Raw genomic sequence first — 17,910 nt, 5'->3', positions numbered from 1 at the left:
CCGCCCACCCCTTTAACGACAACACCTTCGTGATGGCCGCTGTCAGGGTCGTCTTCCCGTGGTCGATGTGCCCGATCGTCCCCACATTCACATGCGGCTTCTTCCGCTCAAATACCGCTTTGGACATAATTTATTCTCCTTAACACAAACACTCGAAGCAAGTCACTGACAATGATCCCAGATCTCGAGTCTATCCAGAGATATCATTTCAAAAGAGAAAAGGCGCAAACGAGATTCAGCCGCTAAAACGGCCTGGCGACTGCCACCACGTCAGCGCCTGCGCTGCCCGACTTCGCAGGCATGAACCTGGGGTGTATGAACCACCGGAATGCGGGCAGCCGACGGCCCACAGGGTGCAATTGCACCGCCGGAGCCCCTCGCGGCGGTGCAACCAAGCCCTATGGACCTGTGGCGAAGATGTACGCCACAAACCTAAATAGTATAAACCATGACCGCCATGTTAACAAAATTTATGGCAGTCAGAACGCGCTTGCGTTTGGAAGCTGCCAGTACAGCTTCGGCGCCCTGCTCCTACAGGGCAGCCGTGGTACGGGATGCGCAGACCCCGTACCACGAGCCCCCGGACAAGAGGTGCCTCCCCGGTATCAGGCCGCCACGCCCTTCAGAATCTTCTCGGCAATGGCCTGGTTAACCGGTGCGTACTTATAGAACTCCATGGTGAAGGTGCCCCGACCGCTGGTCATGGAGCGCAGGTCGGTGGCGTAGCCGAACATCTCGCTCAAGGGCACGTACGCCTTGATGGCCTGGACATTTCCCCGGGGCTCCATGCCGCTGATGTCGCCGCGGCGGCTGGAGAAATCGCCCACGATGTCGCCCACGTACTCTTCCGGCACCAGGGTCTCCACCTTCATGATGGGCTCCAGCAGCACCGGGCCGGCCTTCTGGGCACCTTCCTTGAAGGCGATGCTCCCGGCAATCTTGAAGGCCATTTCGCTGGAGTCCACTTCGTGGTAGCTGCCGTCCACCAGGGCCACCTTGACATCCACCACCGGATAGCCGGCCAGGACGCCGCTCTCCATGGCCTCTTCCACGCCCTTTTGAACCGCCGGGATGTACTCCTTGGGGACCACACCACCGACGATGCGATCCTCGAAGACGAAGCCGGCACCCGGCTCGTTGGGTTCGATCTCCAGCCAGACGTGGCCATACTGGCCGCGGCCACCGCTCTGTCGCACGAAACGACCTTCGGCCCGCACCGGCCGGGTGATGGTCTCCCGGTAGGCAACCTGGGGGCGCCCCACATTGCACTGGACCCGGAACTCCCGCTTGAGCCGATCAATGATGATGTCCAGGTGAAGCTCGCCCATGCCGGCGATCACCGTCTGCCCGGTCTGGTCGTCGTAGTTGACCTGGAAGGTGGGATCTTCCTCGGCCAGCTTGAGCAGGGCCTCGGTCAGCTTGTCCTGATCCGCCTTGGATTTGGGCTCCACCGCCACCTTGATCACCGGGTCCGGGAATTCGATGGACTCCAGCAGGATCTCGGCGTTGGGGTCACACAGGGTCTCGCCGGTGAAGGTCTGCTTCAGCCCTACCACCGCGGCGATATCCCCGGCATCGCACTCCTTGATCTCCTCCCGCTTGTCCGCGTACATCTGCAGGAGGCGCCCAATCCGCTCCCGACGCTGCCGGTTGACGTTGTAGACGGTGCTGCCTGAGGTCAACCGCCCCGAATAGACCCGGACGTAGGCCAGCCGACCCACGAAGGGGTCGGTAACAATTTTGAACACCAGAGCCGAGAAGGGCTCATTGGGATCCGGTTTGCGGTAGATGGTTTCACCCGTGTGGGGATCCGTCCCCTGTACCGGTGGAATGTCCACCGGGCTGGGCAGGTAGCGCACGATGGCATCCAGCAATGGCTGGACCCCCTTGTTCCGCAGGGCAGAGCCACAGAGCACAGGCACGATCTCATTGTTGATCACGGCCCGACGCAGGGCAGCCACCAGCTCCTCGGTGCTGATCTCCTCGCCTTCCAGGAACTTCATGGTGAGCTCGTCGTCGGTCTCGGCGATCCGCTCAATCATCACCTCGCGGGCGTGTTCGGCGGCCTCCCGCAGGTCGGCGGGGATCTCCTCCACCGACGGCTTGGCCCCCAGCTCGTCCGTGAAGACCAGGGCCTTCATGGTCAGCAGGTCGATCACACCGGCGAAACTATCTTCGGCGCCGATGGGCAGCTGAATGGGCAGCGGGTTGGCACCCAGCCGATCCACGATCATCTGGCAGGTGCGCTCGAAGCTGGCGCCCACCCGATCCATCTTGTTGACGAAGCAGATGCGGGGCACGTGGTAGCGGTCCGCCTGTCGCCAGACGGTCTCGGACTGGGGCTCCACGCCGGCCACCGCGTCGAAGACCACCACGCCGCCGTCCAGGACCCGCAGGCTGCGCTGGACCTCGGCGGTGAAGTCGATGTGGCCGGGGGTGTCGATCACGTTGATCTGACACTCCTCGCCGGTCATGCGGTCGGTCCAGACGGTGGTGATGGCAGCAGCCGTGATGGTGATGCCCCGCTCCCGCTCCTGGACCATGTAGTCGGTCACAGCGGTGCCTTCGTGCACCTCGCCCATGCGGTGGATGCGACCGGAATAGAAGAGAATACGCTCGGTGGTCGTTGTTTTACCGGCGTCAATGTGCGCAATGATACCGATATTGCGCGTGCGTTCGATGGGATATTCCACACTCATAAAAGGATTCCTGTTTTAGAACAAAACAGTACGGCGCCGATTCTCCACAAAGTTTGCCTGGAAAGTTTGCCTGATACCCGGCAGCCCTGGGCAACATCGATGTTGCCCAGACAGGCCTGGAGCGCTAGCAAGACATTGCGCTCGTTCACTTGTGGCAAGGGCGCCGCACTCGTCGTTCGAGACGTATCGTTCGAGACGTATGCGAGCTCTCTAGAGAGAGCCAAAAACCACGCTAAATTTTCAGCAAAGCTCGGTCCATAGCCACGCAGCGGGATCGCGACGGGCGAGCCGCTCCATCCGGGTGCCGGCCTTTGCCCAGCCCTCTGGGGCTGGCCGGCCCGGGACAAAAGCGGCCGATTTAGTAACGGAAGTGGGCGAAAGCCTGGTTGGCCTCGGCCATCCGGTGGGTGTCCTCCCGCTTCTTGATGGTAGCACCTTCGTTGCGGGCGGCATCCATCAATTCATTGGCCAGCCGCACAGACATATCGCGGCCACTGCGCTTGCGCGCGCTGTCGATCAGCCAGCGCATGGCCAGGGCCATCCGCCGGTTTGCCCCGATCTCCACCGGAATCTGATATGTGGCACCGCCGACCCGGCGCGGCTTGACCTCTACCAGAGGAGTGGCATTTTTCAACGCCTCCTCAAAAACCTCCAGGCCGGGGCGATTGGTCCGCTCTTCGATGAGGTCGAAGGCGTTGTAAACAATGCGGGTGGCCAGGCTCTTCTTGCCGCGCTCCATCACATTGTTGATAAACTTGGCGACGATCTCGCTGTTGTAGCGAGGATCGGGAATGACCGCTCGTGTCTCTGCTCGCTTCCTGCGCATAGGTATTGAATCTCCGCCGTAGCTATGTTACCCTCGCGGGCGCTTTGTCCCATATTTGCTGCGACCACGCTTCCGCTGGTCGACGCCCGTGCTGTCCAGCGCGCCTCGCACGATGTGATAGCGAACACCGGGCAGGTCCTTCACACGACCGCCGCGCACCAGCACCACGCTGTGCTCCTGCAGGTTGTGGCCCTCGCCCGGAATGTAGGCCGTGACCTCCATGCCGTTGGTCAGGCGCACACGGGCTACCTTCCGCAAGGCGGAATTGGGCTTCTTGGGCGTGGTGGTACGCACCTGGGTGCAGACGCCGCGCTTCTGGGGATTCCCCTTCTTCATACGCCGGGTCTTGCCGGTCAGGGTATTCTGGGTGAAGCGCAGCGCCGGCGCCTTTTCCTTTTTGGCCACACTTTTTCGGCCCTTGCGGACCAGCTGGTTAATCGTGGGCAAAAGACTCCTCCATCCTAATGAACTGAATCCTCAATCTAAGTCAAATTGCTCAAGATACCCAAGAGAACTCAAGCATTCAAAGCGAACTTAGAACCAAACTTCGACCCTAGCTAATTCACGCCCTCATGAAAATGCCGGCAACCAGAATGTCGGCAAAATATCGGCAGCTCTTCCGGCGGCACCCTGGATAGGGCAAGGCACCCCCTGCTGCCGCAGCATGCACCCGCGATGTTCACGTCCGAACTTGCATCAAAACCATAAACACACAAGCCGTGGGCACAACATGCCCACGAACCACGAGTGTAACATGGCCGCCAATCGATGGTCAAATTTTAGGGCGGCTATTTCTGCCGAACGTACGCACCCACCTGCAACAGGACTTCAGCCCCGGGTATGAACCTGCCATGAAAAAGGCCCGGAAGAACTTCCGGGCCATGACAACAAAGATAGACGACAAAGATAAACGGGCGAGCCCGCCCACGGGTGCCGGGGCAGCCTACCGACTCCTGCCTACCGAGAAACTACATGCCGGCCAGGCTGACCTGAATCAGGCCGGTGTCCGTGGTCACGTCCACCGCCACCCCCATGCTGGGGTCGGCCAGGGAAGCGTTGATCTGGTCGCTGATCATCTGGAGGACGGCCGGGGCCACGGCCAGGTTGCCGGCCGCCGCCTGCTCCAGGTGGACCTGCACGTGGTTGTCCACCACATCCACCTTGCCGGCCAGGTTCAGTTGATTGCCGAAGGGGATCACCCCATCCTTCAGATCCACCTGAATGGTCACCTGATTGTCCGGATCAAACCAAACCCGAATGGCGTTGACCGGATTATTTTCGCCGCTGTTCTGTTGGAGCAGCACCGACAACAGGCTGCTAAACTCCTCTTCGGTCCACTCCGCCGAACCCATCATCAGGCCGGCCATGGCTTTGTCTTGGGCGGCCAGCGCCGAGTCCACGCTCACCTCAATGGGGCGATCGGGCACGGCAACGGTTCCCGCCGCGCAGGCGGCCAGGCTGGTCATCAACAAAACGACAACAAGCAGGACGAGCCACTTCCCTGGGTTACGCATGACAAACCTCCTTTAGGTGTACTTTAGGTGTGATGGTGTGAGTTGGTTATAGGGCCAATAGGCTTGAATACGGATTCGGCCTGAAAAAAGGGAGTACAGCTTCATCCGCAGGGAACCGAAGCCTGAGTGGGAATTCGATTATAACAGGGCGCGAGTTTCTATGCAAACCACCCCTGGATCGCCCCGATGGATCCCAGGAGGACGCGGTCCGGCTGACCCAGGGCCCAGCGGCATGGCGAGGCGCCGCCGACCGCCCGGGCCGCGACAAAGGGGACTTTTTTGCAGCCCTGGACACTTCTGACCCGGGCCCGACACCCTAAAACCCCCATCGTCCGGCAAATCCAAACAGAGAAGGTGGTGGCAGCCCAGCCTCCAAGCGCGTACAGCTGCAGTTTCGCGCCGACAGGATGGCCCTTTTCCCACATTTCACCTACGCTTTCCCTACATTCCACAAACGCCTTGCTGGCATGCGTCGAATGGATGGGTATTCCTGGTCCTGTTGCCAAAAGGTGTTATCATAGCAGCCGTCTGGGGACTCGGCGCCCAGGGATGGTTTTCACTTCGATCCGTAGATTCCATACGACGAAAGGCCCATGAATATGCAACAGACTACCCCCTTGCCCCTTACCGAACAGCGAAATCCCCTCAGCCAGGAGCTTGACCGCCTGCCGACCCTGGAAATGCTGCGGCTCATCAACCGGCAGGATGCCCAGGTTCCGCTGGCTGTAGCCGAAGTGCTCCCCCAGATCGCCCAGGCGGTCGAGCTCATCGTCCAGGGACTGGCCGCCGGCCATCGCCTCTTCTACATGGGCGCAGGCACCAGCGGACGGCTGGGTGTGCTGGACGCTTCTGAGCTGCTGCCCACTTTCAGCTTTCCGGCGGATCGTGCCATCGCCCTCATCGCAGGCGGGCCCCAGGCCCTCACCCGGCCCATCGAAGCGGCCGAGGACGATCCCGAACAGGGACGCCGGGATCTCCAGTCGCATGGTTTCGCCGCCGGTGACGTGCTGGTGGGGCTGGCCGCCAGTGGACGCACCCCCTACGTGCTGGGCGGCCTGGCCTACGCCCGAGAAGTGGGCGCCGCTTCCATCGCCGTGGTCTGCAGTCCCCACTCCCCCATGGCCCAGATGGCCAGCGTCGCCATCGAGGTATTGACGGGGCCAGAAGTCATCACCGGGAGCACCCGCATGAAGGCCGGCACCGCCCAGAAGCTGGTACTCAACATGCTCAGCACAGCCAGCATGGTCCGCCTGGGCAAGGTCTACGGCAATCTCATGGTGGATGTGCGGCCCACCAATCAGAAGTTACGGGAACGGGCTGTCCGCATCGTGACGGCGGCCACCGGCCTGTCCGGCCAGGAAGCGGCCCGCCTCCTGGAAGAGGCAGGGGGAGAGGTCAAGGTCGCGGTGGTGATGGGGCTGGCGGATGTGGATGCGGCCGAGGCCCGGCGGCGGCTCCAGGCCGCCAGTGGCCATGTGCGTGGGGCGCTGTACTCGTGAAGGTTACGGGAAAGGTTCGTCTGGGGCCTGTTGGCTGACCCCAGGTCCCGCCCGGTCGCCTCGAAGCTGTTGTTCATAGCCGTCCAGCACCGCGTAGAGAACTTCATCCAGGAACTGGTCGATCAGTTGCTGGATGCGCACATCGTCGGCATCCATGGCCTGGCCGGGATTGCCGCTGCGGATGACCTGGTACAACTGGTGGCGGAAAAACTGGACAGCCCGCCCGGTCTCCGTCAGGCCCACCCCGCTGAGGGCGGCCTCTCGCCCGTACTCAAAGCCCAGCCGGCGCCCCTCCTGCAGGAGGCGAGGCCGGGGCTTGGGCTTCAAGACATAGCTGATGGCCAGGGCAAAGAGACGCCGCCCCCGCTGACGCCGCTGCTGGACGGCGTCCCCCTCCAGGGGATAGTGCCAGCCCACCTGTTCCTGGGAAATCTTCTGAATCTCCTCCCGCACCCGCACAATGGCCGCGCTGACCAGGTGCTCCGATTCGCCGGGCGCGCGCTGGCTGAGGCGTGCGTCCAGAAAGCGGCGCAAATCGGCCAGGCTGAAGCGGCGGTGGCCGCCGGGCGTACGAAAGACGGGGATCTCCCCCTTGTCCGCCCAGCTCCGCAGGGTGGTGTAGTGGATGCCCAGAAAGTCGCTGGCCTGCTTCAGGGTCAGCCACTGGGGAGGGGTCGACCGGTCCACCGCCGGCGCGGGGAGCTCTCGCTTGCGCTGGCTCTTCCGTCTGGGCATGCTTCTCTTCCTCTCACTCCTGCCAGTTATAAGATGGAGACCGGATCCACGTCCACCCGCCAGCCGAAGGGGATGGGGAGCCCCCGCAGCAGGACCGCCGGATCCGCCCCCCGGATGAGGACCTGCCAGCGGTAGTAGCCCCGGTAGCGGGCGAAGAAGGCGGGCACCGGCCCCATGATGTCCATGGCCTGACCGGCCGGCGCCAACGCCTCCAGGCGCTGGCGCAGGATGGCGACCATCTCCTGGCTGGCTTCCTGCGCCTTCTCCAGATTCCGGTGCCAGTATATCAGACGTGCCAGCCGCCGTACAGGGGGGTAGCCATGCTCCTGCCGGAAGGCCAGCTCGCGCCGGTAGAAGCTGGCATAGTCATGTTGGGCAGCCGCCTGGATGGCATAGTGCTCCGGCGTGTATGTCTGGATGACTACCCGTCCTCCCCGTTGGCTGCGGCCGGCCCGGCCGGCCACCTGGGTGAGGAGCTGAAAGGTGCGCTCGGCGCTGCGAAAATCGGGCAGGTAGAGGCCGGTGTCGGCAGAGATGACGCCCACCAGGGTGACCAGGGGGAGATCCAGGCCCTTGGCGATCATCTGGGTACCCACCAGCACATCCGCCTCATGGGCGGCGAAACGGGCCAGGATGGACTCGTGGCTCCCCTTGCGGCCGGTGGTATCGGCGTCCCAGCGCAACAGCCGGGCCCGGGGCGCAATCTGGGAGACGTACTCCTCGATGCGCTGGGTCCCACTGCCGAAATATTTGATGCGCCGGCTGTCGCAGTTGGGGCACCGCTCCGGGATGGGATAACGCCGGTTGCAGTGGTGACAGATGAGCACCGCCGCCCGCTCGTGGTAGGTCAGGGGCACCTCGCAGCGAGGACACTCCTGCACCGCGCCACAGTCCCGGCACATGACGAAGGTGCTGGTTCCCCGCCGGTTGAGGAACAAGATGGCCTGTTCGCCCGCGTCCAGGGTGGCGTGGAGCTCAGCCTCCAGGCTGCGGCTGAAGATGCTCCGGTTGCCGGCCCGTAACTCCTGGCGCATGTCCACAATTTCCACCGGCGGCAACGTGGCATAGGCCACCGCCTCGTCGGCCGAACCGGGGCCGGCGGACATCCCATGGCCCATCACCCGCCGGGACATCTCCAGCAGGATCATCTGGCCCTGTTGCGCCGCGAAGTAGGATTCCAGGCTGGGCGTGGCACTTCCCAGGATGAGCACGCTCTGGGTCAACTCGGCCAGACGATGGGCCACCGTGCGGGCATCGTAAAAAACGGTGTCGCTGCCCCACTCCTCGGCATTTTGCTTGTACGAGGCCTCATGCTCCTCGTCCAGCACGATCAGGCCAGGCCGGGGCAAGGGCGCGAAGAGCGCGCTGCGGGGCCCCACCACAATGTCAAAGTCTCCATCCCGGATGGCCCGCCAGACGTCGTAACGCTCTCCGGCGCTAAGCCCCGAGTGGACCACAGTGACCCGGCCGGGGAAACGGCCGGCAAAACGGGCCACGGTCTGGGGTGTGAGGGCAATCTCCGGCACCAGGACAATGGCCTGGCGCCCCTGCTGCAGCGTCTCCTCGATGGCCCGGAGGTAGATCTCCGTCTTTCCGCTGCCGGTGACGCCGTGGATCAAAAACTTGCCGGGCGGGGATGCCTGGAACCCTCGCTGCCAGATCTGCTGCCAGACGGCTTCCTGCTCGCTGGTGAGGATAGGCGCGGCGGAAGGCGGATAGCTGCGCCCCGCCAGAGGATCCCGGAAGCGCACCCGCTCCTCCAGGCGGATCAACCCGGCCCGATGGAGGGCCCGCAGGGTCTTCAAATCGGTGGGCACCCGGGCATAGAGGTCGCTTTTCCACAAAGGGGTGCCGGCTTCCTGGAGCGCGGCCAGCACCTGGCGATAGGGGGCCAGGCCGCGCCACGTGGCCAGCTGGGCTTCTGCCTCGGACCGGGGGACGGCCAGGGAAACGCCCTCCACCTGGATGCGTACCAGCCCTTTGCTCGCCAGGGTGCGCACTGTGCTGTCGGAGCGCAGGCCGCAAGTTTTGGCCAGGTCGCCCGGCGAAGGCCTTTCCCCGGGATGGTCCAGCAGCCAGGACAGCACCGTCGCCTGGGGCGTCGACCGGGCCAGGGTCTGCAGGCGGGTTTCCAGCTCCTCCGGGGGGGCCGCCAGGGTCACCTGCAGCTCCCGACGGGCCCGGGGCTGCTCCTTGCGCCCCGAGCGGGTCAGCAGCCCTGGCGGCAGGAAGAGACGCACCACCTCCAGAATGGAGGCCACGTAGTAGTCGGCCAGCCAGGCAGCCAGCGTCAACTGCACCGGCGTCAACACCGGCAGCGGGCGGGCCAGACGTTCCACAGGCCGGGTGGGCACCGGCGCCGAATCGGCCAGTTGCCACACAATGCCCTGCACCTGCTGACGCCCAAAAGGGACCCAGACCAGATGGCCCGGCTGCAGGATCTCCTCCAGGTGGGGGGGAAGATGATAGTGGAAGGTGCGCCACTCGTTCCCGGCGTCGTCAGGCGACTCGGGGAGGGGCGGCTCGCCCTGGCGGGTGGTGAAGGTACGCCGGATGGGGACGTTGACAATGACTTCCGCGTAACGCATAGGGAACGGCCGGGCCTGCCTCACCCCCGGGTGCCGTAGATGGACTCCTGCATCAAGCCGAAGAGGAAGGCCAGCAGGCCCGGGAAAATGGCAGCGAGCCACTGCCGGGAGGGATCCACGCCCAGGAAGAGGTAGACCAGGGCGATGAGGCCGTAGATGAATCCACCCACAATCAGGCTGATGAACGGCAGAATCAGGCCCCGCAGCCCATATTTACGGTCGAAGAAGCCATACTCCAGCCGGGCGTGATAGCGCATGGTCTGTAGGGCGCCGATGGCTCCGCCCAGTCCTCCGGCCAGCAAGGTCCCCCACAGCGCAGCGCTGTGGCGCAGGAAGAGGCTGTCCGGCAGGAGCTGGCCCAGTTCAGCCACGAAGGCCTCCAGCGCCCCCTGGTAGAGGAAGCGGGCCACCAGCAACAGGCCAGCCAGGGCGGCCCAGGCCAGCAGATAGGTCCGCAGCCGCTGTCGATACAGCTCGGACCAGCGCCGGGTCTGGCGCACCCGTTGGGCAATGGAGCGGACCTGCTGCATGTAATATTCCACTTCCGCCGAGCGGGACGGATCCCGGTCGAGCAGATCCTGGGCCTTGTCCAGCAGGTGCAGCCCCCGCTGAGCCGTCTCGTTGCCGATGGGCAGGATGGCCACCAACTCGTTGTGAAGGGCGGTGATCTCCTGTTGCACGGCCTCCAGATCCAGCGACGTCATGCGCGGCAACAGCCCGGAGCGGTTCTTGCCGCCTGGCCGGAAGGACATGGCGTGGGCATAGAGGGGACGTTCCGCCTCGGACGTTTCGGATGTCTGGGCCGTCTCCCCCGTCCCGGCAGACCGGCGTCCAGACGAGGAGAGTCCGGCTTCGGCTCTCCCAGGCGCTGACCCGTCGGCCCGGTCAAGGCGGCCCTCGCCCCGCCTTGGGCCGGTGTAGGGTGCATAGCGCTGTTCCGCCGCCAGTAGCCAGGGATTGCCGCCGGCATTCTGGTCGTCCGGTTGGGTCGTTGTTGGGCGAGTGGCTGGATGTTCCGGGGCAGTGGGTTTCCCGGGCTCCGCCTCTGGCGAGGATGACTCCTCTACCCCAGTCCAGGAGCCCTCCCGGGCCCAGGGGCGATCGTCCCAGATGGACGGGGACGCGGGTTCCTCCCGGGTCGATGGCGTAGCAGACGCATCCACCGAGGACAAATTCGCGGAGGATACAGGCGTGGACGTGGGCGCATCTGAGGGATGGGCGCCGTTGACGCCAGCCGGTCGGGCCTCCTCCCGGGGTTGACCGGGCTGTCTGGGCGGCTCCCCGGCCGGAAGGTCAGCCTGCCTTGCAGCCGCTGCGGATGCGGCAGCGCCATTTCCGGGGCCGTTTTTTGCAAGACCGTTTTCTGGCGACAGGCCGTTGTCCGGGTAGACGCCATGGTCAGGGGCGGCGGTCGTTTCCGGGGTAGCCGGCGCTGGATCCAGGTCCGCGGCGGAGACATCCACCCCGCCCAGCATCATCTCGTCCAGTAGCAGGTCCGCGCGCCAACGCAGGAGCTCTGGGCTCTCTTCCCAGTGGGCTCCATTCCCGTGCGCCGGTTTTTCGTACACAGGTTGATCCTGCCCCAGGCGTTCCCGCCTCTCCCTGGCGGGTTGTGCCGGCTCGACCACCATCTTCCCCTCCGTCTGAATCACAGACTTCTCTCCATCGACCATGGTACCATTTCTCTCCTACGTTGCCAAGCATTGCAAGACCTGGTTTGGATCGGGCTGGGGGTTTACGCCCCAACAGATTTATGGCTCCCAACAGAAAAGAACAAACGACGCGGCGAAGGCACAAGTTCCGGTGTCGGTTCGGATGTCGGTTGCATGGGGCGAGTCGTCGCTGGGAGCGGCCTGGAGCATCCGCGAATTCCGCGGCCTGGGAAAAGCCCCCCAATTTGACAGTGGGGAAACCGTGCACGTATAATGTTCCTTTGATGATGGCGCCACCCAGCTAGCCGGCCAGATATCCCCTGCCTGCTGGCCCGGTCTGGTGACGTGCCAGTGGACGTGTCGTTGATCGGCCATCGTCCGGGCGCCACATTCGAGGAAATTTTATTGGGAATTGGGATATCGATGGGATATCCGTGGGTACCTCACATGGGTACTGATACGGACTATCGCAGACAGGATATCGACCGGATCATCGAATTGGGAGATCAAGGAGTCAACCATGCCGAAGCGCACCTGGCAGCCCAAAGTACGCAAGCGACTGAAGACCCACGGCTTCCGCATCCGCATGCGCACGCCGGGCGGCCGCAATGTTCTCAAGCGCCGCCGCCTCAAGGGACGTGCCCGCCTGACCGTCAAGCTGACCGAGCGCAAGCCCTTCCGCCACTAGGCCATTGGTCGTCTTCCAGGCGTGAAACGGCGTTATCGGGTTCGAGACAATAAGCGCTTCCAGGAGATTCGCCGCCGTGGGCGCTCCTACAGCGACGCTTTATTGGTGTTGTGTGCCCTCCCCAATGATCTGCCCTATAGCCGCTTCGGCTTTTCGGTGAGCAGTCGCATTGGCAACGCGGTGGCGCGGAATCGGATCAAACGTCGTTTACGGGAAGCCGTACGTCTGCGAATGGATTCGGTCAAACCGGGGTGGGACGTGGTCTTTATTGCCAGAAATCCCATTCGCAGTGCGGACTATCAAGCGATGGATGCCGCCTGCGCCCGCCTACTTCGGCGGGCGCATTTGTTACGAGATTCAGACACGGGTGTTACGAGCACGGCAGAAGGAGAGAAGGATCCCCGGGCTGGCACTCCGGCCAGGGCGGATCAGGGGAAGACGGCCCAGGAAGCCGCGAAGATTCAGGACAAGACTCCATGCAGCGCATCATCTTGATGCTCATCCGTTTTTATCAGCGCTTCCTTTCCCCGTTGTTGGGGAGTCACTGCCGCTACTATCCCACCTGCTCCCACTACACCTACGAAGCGATTCAAAAGTATGGCCTGCGTAGGGGCGGCTGGATGGGCATCCGACGGATCCTGCGCTGTCACCCCTGGAACAAGGGCGGCTTTGATCCAGTGCCATGAGGCGGTGAACCCATGCCGGAACGCTTGTTGAGGACCCGTCGGGGGCATTGGTCACCACGTGTTGCAAGGAGATGGATGTGAAACGAAGACAGTGGATCCTGATGTTGGCGCTCATTGGAGCCATGCTCTTGTTGAGCGGCTGTGGCGTCGACTATTCAGGTGTGGATATTATGGAAACCCCGCCCCAGGGCTGGTGGCAAACCCTGGTGGTCTGGCCCCTGGGAAAGGCCCTCATCTGGCTGGACACGTTGATGCAGGCGGCCAACGTTCCCTACCACTGGGGCTTCACCATCATTGCCTTCACCATCATCATCAAGGTGGTCACCTTTCCCCTGACCATGATCCAGATCCGGGGCATGCAGGCCCAAAAGGAACTGCAGCCCAAGATCCAGGAACTGCAGAAAAAATACGGCAAGGATCGGGAGAAGCTGGCCCAGGAACAGATGAAGCTGTACCAGGAGGCAGGGGTAAATCCCTTGAGCGGCTGTCTTCCGCTCCTGGTGCAGATGCCCATCCTCTTTGGCCTCTACTCTGCACTGGTGGCCCTGGGCCCCAACCTGTCCAACGCCAGCTGGTTCTGGATCCCGGATCTGGGCTTTCCCCAGTACAGCCAGGGGTTGAGCTGGATTACCGAGGCATTCAACCAGGGGCGTTATGGCTTCCTGGCTGCTTACCTGGTCCTCCCCGCCCTGCTCATGATCTCCCAATTTGCCATGCAGCAGTGGATGACCCCCAGCACGCCGGATGCCCAGGGGCAGGGCGCGGCCATGACCAAGCAGATCGGTCTGATGATGACCTTCATGTTTGGCTTCTTCACCCTCCAGGTGCCGGCAGGCCTGACCCTGTACTGGGTCACCAGCAACCTGCTGCAGATGCTGCAACAGTGGTACGTCACCAGCGACCGCTTTAAGCCGGCGCCTGCCACGGCCACAGCCGGAGCCGAAGGGTCCACCCACATATCCGCCAATAGCGCCGACGGCGAAGCCCAACTGGCGCCCACCGCCGCCACAGCCAACGGCGCCAAGGCCGACCAGGGCAGCACCAAAGCCCGAACGCCCAAACGCCGTCGCACCAAAAGGAGGTAGCATCCTATGGGAGAGCAGGGAGTTGAATTCACCGGCAAAAATGTAGACGAAGCCATCGCAGAAGGGCTGCGAGCCCTCGGTCTGACGGCCGATCAGGCCGAGATCGAGGTGCTCAGCAAAGGCAGCCGGGGGATCTTCGGCATCGGCAGTGAGCCGGCCCGGGTTCGTATCGTGGCCCGCCCCACATCCAGCCCTGCTCCGTCGCCCGCCGAGCCCGCCACGCCCCCCCAAACAGCGGCCCAGCCGGAGCCCACGCCCACCCCAAGCCCGGCAGAGCCCGCGGTCGCTGAGCCGGCAGCGAGCCAGGAACTGCCGGTGGCCACCCAGGAGGCTGAACCCGAGGCGGCGCCCTCCGGGGTAGAAGATCCAGAGCTGGAGCGGATGGCAGTGGAAATGCTGGAACGTCTGGTCACCCTGATGGGCTTTGAGGCCCGGGTGGTCGCCAGCTGGCGTCCCGCGGATGACGGCCAGGGGCCGCCCTCCCTCTATCTGGACATCCAGGGCCAGGACTTGGGTGCCCTGATCGGCCGCCGCGGCGAGACCCTGGCCAGCATCCAGTATCTGCTCCGGCTGATGGTGAACCAGCGGCTCAAGGAATGGAAGGCCATCACGGTGGATGTGGAGCAATACAAGGAGCGCCGCATCACCCAACTGACCCAGCTGGCCCTGCGCATGGCGGAACAGGTGGCCGACACCGGCCGCTCCATCGCCCTGGAGCCCATGCCGCCCAACGAGCGGCGCATCGTCCACCTGGCCCTGCGCGACCATCCGGCCGTCTTCACCCAGAGCTCTGGCGAAGGGGAGCGACGCAAAGTCAACATCGTCGCCAAACGTCAGTAGCGCCTGGGAGTCCGTTCAGTCCCAAAGCCATGACATGCCCCGCCCAATGTGGGCGGGTTTTTTATGGAGAAACACATCCGCCAGGGAATGGCAGGAAAGTGGGGGAAGGCGCCAGATTTCACCCCCCTTTGACCGAGGATGGGAGACATGCTACAATCCAAACCGAATGCTGAGGCGAACCCAGAGGCAGATATTCTGTTGATCGGCCATGTGACCCGTGACCTGGTGAGCGCCGATCCAGCCAGTGACTATCGAATTGGCGGTACCGTCAGCTTTGCGGCCATCACGGCACTTCGTCTGGGGCGCCGACCCACGGTGATCACCCGGGCCGCGGCGGATACAGACCTGTCGGAACTGCCTTCGGGGATCGACCTGCGGGTCCTGCCGTCGCCCCAGACGACGACCTTCGCCAATGTCTACACGGCCAACGGACGGGTACAGTACTGCTACAGCCAGGCTTTGCCCCTGACGGCCAACGACATTCCCCAGCCCCTGCGGCGGGCCCGGGCCGTCCTGTTGGGCCCCCTGGTCAACGAAATCGGGCCGGACATGGCGCCCATCTTCCCGCCAGAGACCCTGGTTGCCGCGGTGCCCCAGGGCTGGATGCGCCGGTGGGATGCACAGGGCCGAGTCTTCAGCAAACCCTGGGAGAACGCCGCCGAGATTCTGCCGTACCTGGATGTACTGGTCCTATCCGTCGAAGATATCGAGTTTGACTTGAGCCGGCTGGATCTTTTCGTGCAACAGGTGCCGTACGTCGTTCTGACCCAGGCCCGGGAGGGATGCATCCTCCACCAGCGGAAGGAAGACGGCAGCGTCGGCCGCATCCACATCCCGCCCCGGCCGGCCAGGGAGGTGGATCCCACCGGGGCCGGCGATATCTTCACCGCCGCGTTCATCATTCGCCTTCAGGAAACGGGGGATCCAGTCCAGGCAGCCCGTTTTGCCAATGTGACGGCCTCCTTTGGGGTCGAGAAGGAAGGGGTGGCCGGCATTCCCGAACGGGAACAGGTCCTGGCCTACATGGCCGAGCACCCCTTCACCGTCACTGAAGAGCCCTACCAGATCGGTTCCTCGCCGGCGTAAAGATGGATCCACAGCTTCCACAGATGGACACGGATTTTCATCACCCTATCTGTATCTGTGTAATCCATCTGTGTAATCCGTGAAATCTGTGGCGCCAATCTACGCCGCAAGGATAGCGGTGGATGAATGCCAGCCAAAGGGATACTTGATCCCATTGGGGTACGCTAAAGTCGAGAGCCATGACCGCCAAAATCTACGCAATTGCCAATCAAAAGGGAGGCGTGGCGAAAACCACCACCACCGTCAACCTGGGGGCCTACCTGGCCGCCGCGGGTCGACGGGTCCTGGTGGTGGACGGCGATCCCCAGGGCAATGCCACCACCAGCCTGGGGGTGGATCCCCGCTCCCTCTCCGTCAGCCTCTACAACGTGCTCATCGACCGGGTGCCCATCCAGGAAGCCCTGACCCTGACCGACTGGGTGGGCCTGGACCTGATCCCGGCGACGACGGATCTGGCGGGCGCCGAGGTGGAAATGGCCCGGCTCATGGCCCGGGAGCGGCTGCTGGAACGGGCGCTGATGCCCCTGCACGAGAGCTATGACTACATTCTCATCGACGAACCGCCCAGCCTGGGGTTGTTGACCATCAACGGCCTCACTGCCGCCACCCACGGGGTGATCATCCCCGTCCAGTGTGAATACCTGGCTTTGGAAGGGTTGAGCCTGCTGCTCCAGACCATTCAGCAGGTGCGGGAGGTGCTCAACGCCCGGCTGACCATTGCAGGCGTTCTTCTCACCATGTACGATGCCCGCACCAACCTGGGGCAACAGGTGGCCGAAGAAGTCTGCCAGTATTTCCCCGACCAGGTGTTCAACACCATCATCCCCCGTAACGTCCGCCTGAGTGAGGCCCCCAGCTACGGTCAGACCATCCTGAGCTATGCCCCGAACAGCGCGGGCGCCCTGGCCTATCGGGCCCTGGCTGAAGAGTTCATGGCCCGTGAAGAAAAGCGGTCCCCTAACCTGGTTGGCAACGAGGCGTAGGGGACACGGTTCACAGCCGGGTCATTCCCGCCTCGGCTGGCAGATTCCCCCTGAACCAGGGCGGCCCCTGAGGAGGAAAAGCACCACATGGACAAGAGTGGAACGGCAAAAAAGCGAGGCCTGGGGAAAGGGCTGGGCGCCCTGATCGTCAACACCCAGGCACAGCCCCCCCTGGAGACGGCGGAGGCGCTCCCCGGCCACGAGAGCGTCCAGATGGTGGCGGTGGACGCCATCCGCCCCAATCCCCGCCAGCCCCGCAGCCATTTTGACGAAGGAGCCCTCCAGGAGCTGGCAGCCTCCATCCGGGAACATGGCATCATCCAGCCCCTCATTGTCACCCGCGCGCCAGACGAGCCCGACCGCTACTGGCTGATTGCCGGAGAACGACGCTGGCGGGCTGCCCGCCTGGCCCAACTGGCAGAGGTCCCCGCCATCCTGCGGGAGGCCACGCCCCAACAGCTCATGGAATGGGCCCTGGTGGAGAACGTCCAGCGGGCCGATCTGAACCCCCTGGAAGAAGCCACCGCCTATCAGGTGCTGATGGAAGAATTTCACCTGACCCAGGCCGAAATCGCCGAACGGGTGGGCAAGAGCCGCTCGGCCATCGCCAACAGCGTCCGCCTCCTGCAGTTGCCTGTACCGGTCCAACAGGCGCTTATCGACGAAAAAATCAGCGCCGGCCACGCCCGGGCCCTGCTGGCCCTGCCGGATCCGCCCACCATGCTCCAGGCCCTGGAACAGGTGGTCTCCCGAGGGCTCAACGTGCGCCAGACGGAACAGCTGGTGCGCCAAGTCTTGACCCGGGCCGAACCAGACCCAACGCCGGACACCCCGGAAGATCCCTGGCGGGAAATGCTGGCCCACCTGGAAAACCGCTTCCGGGCGGCCCTGGGAACCCGCGTCCACCTGAACCGGAATCCCGATGGCACCGGCAAGCTGGTGGTACACTTCTACAGCGACGAAGACCTGGACCACCTCTACCGGGTCATTGCCGGCGCCGAAGAGTGAGCCCGACCGCCGGCGGGCGGA

17 protein-coding genes are annotated in these 17,910 nt (G+C 63.7%); 9 read left to right on the top strand and 8 right to left on the bottom strand.

The genetic code is table 11. The features are described from left to right. The 5 genes from FKZ61_RS22515 to FKZ61_RS22495 all read right to left on the bottom strand — a co-directional run. Positions 1–127, bottom strand: a 127-nt coding sequence (locus FKZ61_RS22515) for a GTP-binding protein (protein ID WP_229964255.1), incomplete at its 3' end; no start/stop codon positions are given. A gap of 478 nt (positions 128–605) precedes the next feature. After that, positions 606–2,699 carry an elongation factor G gene (gene fusA / locus FKZ61_RS22510; protein WP_141612400.1) on the bottom strand — a complete coding sequence of 698 codons (2,094 nt, stop codon included), beginning with the start codon at positions 2,697–2,699 and terminating at the stop codon, positions 606–608. A gap of 358 nt (positions 2,700–3,057) precedes the next feature. Next, complete coding sequence (gene rpsG / locus FKZ61_RS22505) at positions 3,058–3,525, bottom strand: 30S ribosomal protein S7 (protein WP_141612399.1); 468 nt, start codon at positions 3,523–3,525, stop codon at positions 3,058–3,060. A gap of 27 nt (positions 3,526–3,552) precedes the next feature. Beyond that, positions 3,553–3,972: a 30S ribosomal protein S12 gene (gene rpsL / locus FKZ61_RS22500; protein ID WP_141612398.1), complete on the bottom strand. Its 420-nt coding sequence runs from the start codon at positions 3,970–3,972 to the stop codon at positions 3,553–3,555. 521 nt (positions 3,973–4,493) lie between these two features. Continuing rightward, the gene (locus FKZ61_RS22495) at positions 4,494–5,039 is read right to left on the bottom strand and encodes a hypothetical protein (protein ID WP_141612397.1); all 546 of its coding nucleotides are present in this window, start codon (positions 5,037–5,039) and stop codon (positions 4,494–4,496) included. A gap of 593 nt (positions 5,040–5,632) precedes the next feature. On the opposite strand from FKZ61_RS22495, the gene murQ reads away from it, so the two are divergent. Then, positions 5,633–6,538 (top strand): N-acetylmuramic acid 6-phosphate etherase, encoded by a 906-nt coding sequence (gene murQ, locus FKZ61_RS22490; protein WP_211358696.1) that lies wholly within the window; start codon positions 5,633–5,635, stop codon positions 6,536–6,538. 3 nt (positions 6,539–6,541) lie between these two features. On the opposite strand, the gene FKZ61_RS22485 is transcribed toward murQ, so the two are convergent. Genes FKZ61_RS22485 through FKZ61_RS22475 form a run of 3 tightly spaced genes read right to left on the bottom strand, consistent with a single transcriptional unit; the run spans position 6,542 to position 11,534 of the window. Next, a complete protein-coding gene (locus FKZ61_RS22485; protein WP_141612396.1) occupies positions 6,542–7,273 on the bottom strand; it encodes a MerR family transcriptional regulator in 732 nt (243 codons plus the stop codon). A 26-nt stretch (positions 7,274–7,299) separates the two neighbouring features. Further along, positions 7,300–9,861 carry a primosomal protein N' gene (gene priA / locus FKZ61_RS22480; protein ID WP_141612395.1) on the bottom strand — a complete coding sequence of 854 codons (2,562 nt, stop codon included), beginning with the start codon at positions 9,859–9,861 and terminating at the stop codon, positions 7,300–7,302. 20 nt (positions 9,862–9,881) lie between these two features. Beyond that, on the bottom strand, positions 9,882–11,534 hold the full coding sequence (locus FKZ61_RS22475) for a hypothetical protein (RefSeq protein ID WP_229964366.1): 1,653 nt from the start codon (positions 11,532–11,534) through the stop codon (positions 9,882–9,884). A 499-nt stretch (positions 11,535–12,033) separates the two neighbouring features. Between FKZ61_RS22475 and rpmH the strand changes: the two genes are divergently transcribed. The 8 genes from rpmH (at position 12,034) to FKZ61_RS22440 (ending at position 17,889) form a co-directional block, all read left to right on the top strand. Beyond that, positions 12,034–12,201 (top strand): 50S ribosomal protein L34, encoded by a 168-nt coding sequence (gene rpmH, locus FKZ61_RS22470; RefSeq protein WP_141612393.1) that lies wholly within the window; start codon positions 12,034–12,036, stop codon positions 12,199–12,201. Positions 12,202–12,222: 21 nt separating this feature from the next. After that, positions 12,223–12,696 (top strand): ribonuclease P protein component, encoded by a 474-nt coding sequence (gene rnpA, locus FKZ61_RS24560; protein ID WP_170200178.1) that lies wholly within the window; start codon positions 12,223–12,225, stop codon positions 12,694–12,696. Then, positions 12,678–12,887 (top strand): membrane protein insertion efficiency factor YidD, encoded by a 210-nt coding sequence (gene yidD, locus FKZ61_RS22465; protein WP_141612392.1) that lies wholly within the window; start codon positions 12,678–12,680, stop codon positions 12,885–12,887. Before rnpA ends, yidD begins: the two co-directional genes overlap by 19 nt. Positions 12,888–12,964: 77 nt before the next feature. Further along, positions 12,965–13,972: a YidC/Oxa1 family membrane protein insertase gene (gene yidC / locus FKZ61_RS22460; RefSeq protein WP_170200176.1), complete on the top strand. Its 1,008-nt coding sequence runs from the start codon at positions 12,965–12,967 to the stop codon at positions 13,970–13,972. A gap of 6 nt (positions 13,973–13,978) precedes the next feature. Then, positions 13,979–14,812 carry an RNA-binding cell elongation regulator Jag/EloR gene (gene jag, locus FKZ61_RS22455; protein WP_141612390.1) on the top strand — a complete coding sequence of 278 codons (834 nt, stop codon included), beginning with the start codon at positions 13,979–13,981 and terminating at the stop codon, positions 14,810–14,812. Between the two features lie 147 nt (positions 14,813–14,959). Beyond that, positions 14,960–15,898 carry a PfkB family carbohydrate kinase gene (locus FKZ61_RS22450; RefSeq protein ID WP_170200174.1) on the top strand — a complete coding sequence of 313 codons (939 nt, stop codon included), beginning with the start codon at positions 14,960–14,962 and terminating at the stop codon, positions 15,896–15,898. A 179-nt stretch (positions 15,899–16,077) separates the two neighbouring features. Continuing rightward, on the top strand, positions 16,078–16,881 hold the full coding sequence (locus FKZ61_RS22445) for a ParA family protein (RefSeq protein WP_141612388.1): 804 nt from the start codon (positions 16,078–16,080) through the stop codon (positions 16,879–16,881). 87 nt (positions 16,882–16,968) lie between these two features. Next, complete coding sequence (locus FKZ61_RS22440; protein WP_141612387.1) at positions 16,969–17,889, top strand: ParB/RepB/Spo0J family partition protein; 921 nt, start codon at positions 16,969–16,971, stop codon at positions 17,887–17,889. Positions 17,890–17,910: the final 21 nt, after the last annotated feature.

Origin of the sequence: Litorilinea aerophila, assembly GCF_006569185.2 — a bacterium.
In the GTDB taxonomy this organism is placed as follows: domain Bacteria; phylum Chloroflexota; class Anaerolineae; order Caldilineales; family Caldilineaceae; genus Litorilinea; species Litorilinea aerophila.
Note: the sequence above shows the minus strand (reverse complement) of the source record. Positions and strands in the feature narration are given on the sequence as shown.